The sequence below is a fragment of the Bifidobacterium sp. UBA6881 genome, from assembly GCA_002451435.1.
Classification (GTDB): Bacteria; Actinomycetota; Actinomycetes; order Actinomycetales; family Bifidobacteriaceae; genus Bifidobacterium.
The window spans coordinates 1-3,585 of record DKCF01000051.1; the positions used below are offsets into that span (position 1 = coordinate 1).

The 3,585-nt window shown below is 64.5% G+C and carries 3 protein-coding genes; all 3 read left to right on the top strand.

The window, feature by feature from the left end:
* The first annotated feature begins 214 nt into the window (after positions 1-214).
* The 3 genes from B3C64_RS04415 (at position 215) to B3C64_RS04425 (ending at position 3,541) form a co-directional block, all read left to right on the top strand.
* The gene (locus B3C64_RS04415) at positions 215-1,099 is read left to right on the top strand and encodes a lysophospholipid acyltransferase family protein (protein WP_291534004.1); all 885 of its coding nucleotides are present in this window, start codon (positions 215-217) and stop codon (positions 1,097-1,099) included.
* Positions 1,100-1,223: 124 nt separating this feature from the next.
* Complete coding sequence (locus tag B3C64_RS04420; protein WP_291534006.1) at positions 1,224-2,222, top strand: NAD(P)H-dependent glycerol-3-phosphate dehydrogenase; 999 nt, start codon at positions 1,224-1,226, stop codon at positions 2,220-2,222.
* Between the two features lie 182 nt (positions 2,223-2,404).
* Positions 2,405-3,541 carry a D-alanine--D-alanine ligase family protein gene (locus B3C64_RS04425; RefSeq protein ID WP_291534008.1) on the top strand — a complete coding sequence of 379 codons (1,137 nt, stop codon included), beginning with the start codon at positions 2,405-2,407 and terminating at the stop codon, positions 3,539-3,541.
* Positions 3,542-3,585 lie beyond the last annotated feature (44 nt).

The following is a 3,585-nucleotide window of genomic DNA, read 5'->3' on the forward strand; positions in this document are numbered from 1 at the left end:
TTTTGTTATGCCGTGGTTGGCTATGTCGGGAACGCTCCATTCGGGTCACGCGGCCTGCTCCCTCATCGGCATGGTTTTCTGCATCATTTGACGGTAAAATGATGCAGAAAAATGCAGGATGAGGCAGAAAGAAGAAATAAGCCGATCGCCTGTCCCGCATCGGACCTTCCACCGCCTGGGTTCCGTATCGCCGGGCGGTGGCACAATGGAAACCATGGCATCCAAAGGAAAACCGTCGCCACGTTCCGCCGTGAAACCGCTGAGCGACGCGCAAGTGGCGAAGCTCGCGGCGAAGCATCATCTGGTCGATCCCACCCATGATTTCCCGACCGGACCGCGCAAGGCCAACACCGCGGAAATCGAAGCGCAGAATCCGAAGGCGACGCGACGCCTGCTGACGGGCTGCGACCTCGTCATGCGGGGGCACAGCAAAGTGCGCGCATGGGGACTGGAACGCGTGCCGGAAACCGGTCCGTTCATCACCGCCGCGACCCACGTGACGATGTACGACGTGTTCGTGCCGATGGTCTCGATGTTCCATCAGGGGCGCAGGCCACGGTACATGGCCAAGGCGGAGATGGCCAAATGGCCGTTGATCGGCAAATGGTTCCAGCTGGTCGGCATGCAGCCGGTGCAGCGTCGCTCGGGCAAGGCCAAGGCCATCGAGGAGACGTCGATCGAGATTCTGACCTCCGGCCGCCCGCTGACCGTATGGCCGGAAGGCACGGTGACACGCGACCCGCAGAAATGGCCGATGAGCATGAAGAACGGCGTCGGCGTGATCGCGCTTGAGGCGTCACGGCGTCTGGGGTATCAGATTCCGCTGTACTGCGCCGTGACCTGGGGCGCGGCGAGCATCAACCATTGGTGGCCATGGCCGCGCAAGAACGTGGTCATGTGCTTCGATGCCGCGCTCGACTACGCCGATCTGCTCGAAGGCTCCGACTCCTGGAACGGGGAAGTGCCGGCGGCGCTCGCCGACGAGCTGACGCGCCGCATCCGCGTGCGCATGACCGAGATCATGGCGGAGATCCGCGGCGAGCAGGCCCCCGACGGATATTGGGATTACCGCACCATGAGCCGGGTGAAGGAAGCGTAGGCCGCGCATGCAGGCCGCATAGACGGACGCGCACGCGCACCGCAGTAATCTGAGTGTGCGTGGTCGGCGGTAGCATGAGGGCGGATACTTTGAATGCGAGTCCGCAACAATCCAAGGAGCGAATATGGCGAATGTAACGGTGTTGGGCGCAGGTGCTTGGGGAACGGCTTTCGGACGGGTGCTTGCCGACGCGGGCAATGACGTGACCATGTGGGCCATCGAACCGGAGATCGTCGAGGGAATCCGCGACCACCATTACAACGGCGTGCGCCTGCCCAGCGTGAAGAAGCTGCCGGACAACATGACCGCGACGGGTGACCGCGCCGAGGCCGTGGCGGATGCCGACATCGTGGTCGTCGCCATCGCGGCGCAGTTCGCGCGGGTGGCGTTGGCGGAATTCAAAGGGCTCATTCCCGACCACGCGCTGGTGGCGTCGCTGATGAAGGGCATCGAACGCACCACGGGCAAGCGCATGGACGAGGTCGTCAAGGAAACGCTGGCATTGCCGGATGATCGGTTCGCCGCGATTTCCGGACCGAATCTCAGCAAGCAGATCGCGGACCGCCAGCCCGCGGCCACCGTCGTGGGCTGCGCCGACATCGACAACGCGCGCACAATCGCGGCCGCCTGCACCACCGACTACTTCCGCCCCTTCGTGACCCGTGACGTGATTGGCCTGGAGATGTGCGGATCGCTGAAGAACGTGGTCGCCTTGGCCGTCGGCATGGCGCGCGGCGCCGGCTACGGCGAGAACACCGCCGCCATGATCGAGACCCGCGGCCTGGCCGAACTGACCGCGTTGGGCGCGGCCGCGGGCGCCGACCCGAAGACCTTCGCGGGACTGGCCGGCGTGGGCGACCTGATCGCCACCTGCGGTTCCCCATTGAGCCGCAACTACACGTTCGGCGCCAACCTCGGCAAGGGGCTGAGCGTCGAGGAGGCCACCAAGGCAAGCAACGGCGTCGCCGAAGGCGTGCCGACCACCGACGCGGTGGTCGCGCTTGGCAAGCAGTATGGCGTGCCGACGCCGCTCGCCACTGCCATGAGCCATGTGCTCACCGACGGCATCTCCTGCGCGCAGATGCTGTCCGAGCTTTTCGACGAAGGCATCAGCGAGGAATAAGCGATACGCGCTGAACGGCCGTGCGCGAATGTCCCGCGATACGTGGGATGCATGGTTTGCGGACCATGAACCAGCGTGCTTCGGGAATACCGGTGTGTAGCGGTTTGCTAGTATGCTAAGGCATGTTTTGTGGAGTCGCCGGGAGGTCTGCCCGGCGCGAGACTAAGGACAAAGGGCTGAACATGGCTAAGAAGCGCATTGTGGTGATGTACGGCGGCAAGGCCGATGAACATTCGATCTCCTGCATTTCCACGGCCGGTGTGCTGCGCGCGTTGGATACCGATATATTCGAGCCGATTCCCGTGGGCATCACGAAGGACGGCCAGTGGATCGTCGACGGCGAGGATCCGCGCGGCTGGAATATGGACGAGGGACTGCCCGTCGTGAAGAAAACCGACGGCGCCAAGGACGTGGTGCTGGATGTGGCACTCGGCCAGGATGGTTTCTTCGCCCGCGAATCCGACGGCACGCTGACCTCGCTCGGCCATGTGGACGCGGTGCTTCCGGTGCTGCACGGGCCATTCGGCGAGGATGGCACCATCCAGGGCCTGTTCGAAATGATGGACGTGCCGTACGTCGGCTGCGGCGTGCTTGCTTCCGCGGCATGCATGGACAAGCACTACACGAAGGTGCTGCTCGCCGCCGCCGGCATTCCGGTCGCTCCCGGCGTCACGCTGGATGCTCGCGAATACGATGCGGCATCCGAATTCGCGGCCAACGGCGAGACGATCCTCGCCGAGGTCCAGAAGGCCGGACTGCAGTACCCGCTGTTCGTGAAGCCGTCCCGCGCGGGATCCAGCTTCGGCGTGACCAAGGTGGAGCGTGAAGGCGACGCCGCGGAACTCGCCGCGGCCGTGTTCGAGGCATCGCACCACGATTGGCGCGTGCTGGTGGAGCAGGGCATCGACGCGCGCGAGATCGAATGCGCGGTGCTGTGCCCCAAGGCCGGCGAGGAACCGCAGGCCAGCTGGCCGGGCGAGATCGTGCTCGACAAGCGCGCCGAGGGCGACGACCAGTTCTACGACTTCGACAGCAAGTACATGGACTCCGCCGCCAGCCACGTGGAAGTGCCCGCCAGCCTGCCCGAAGAGACGCTGAACCGCGTGCGCGAGACCGCCAAGAAGGCGTTCGTCGCGGTCGACGGCGCCGGACTGAGCCGCGTGGACACCTTCGTGACCAAGGACGGCGAGGTGATGGTCAACGAGATCAACACCATGCCGGGATTCACCCCGATCTCCATGTATCCCAAGGCATGGGAGGCCACCGGCGTGAACTACACCGACCTCATCACCACGCTGATCGAAGGCGTGCTGCGCTGAGATTCCCGTGGTGGTCCTTGACGTCATAGCCGCGTCATAACCGC

Coding starts and splice junctions, on each gene's coding strand:
- B3C64_RS04425 (WP_291534008.1), top strand. CDS start 2,405: ATGGCTAAGAAGCGCATTGTGGTGATGTACGGCGGCAAGGCCGATGAA.
- B3C64_RS04420 (WP_291534006.1), top strand. CDS start 1,224: ATGGCGAATGTAACGGTGTTGGGCGCAGGTGCTTGGGGAACGGCTTTC.
- B3C64_RS04415 (WP_291534004.1), top strand. CDS start 215: ATGGCATCCAAAGGAAAACCGTCGCCACGTTCCGCCGTGAAACCGCTG.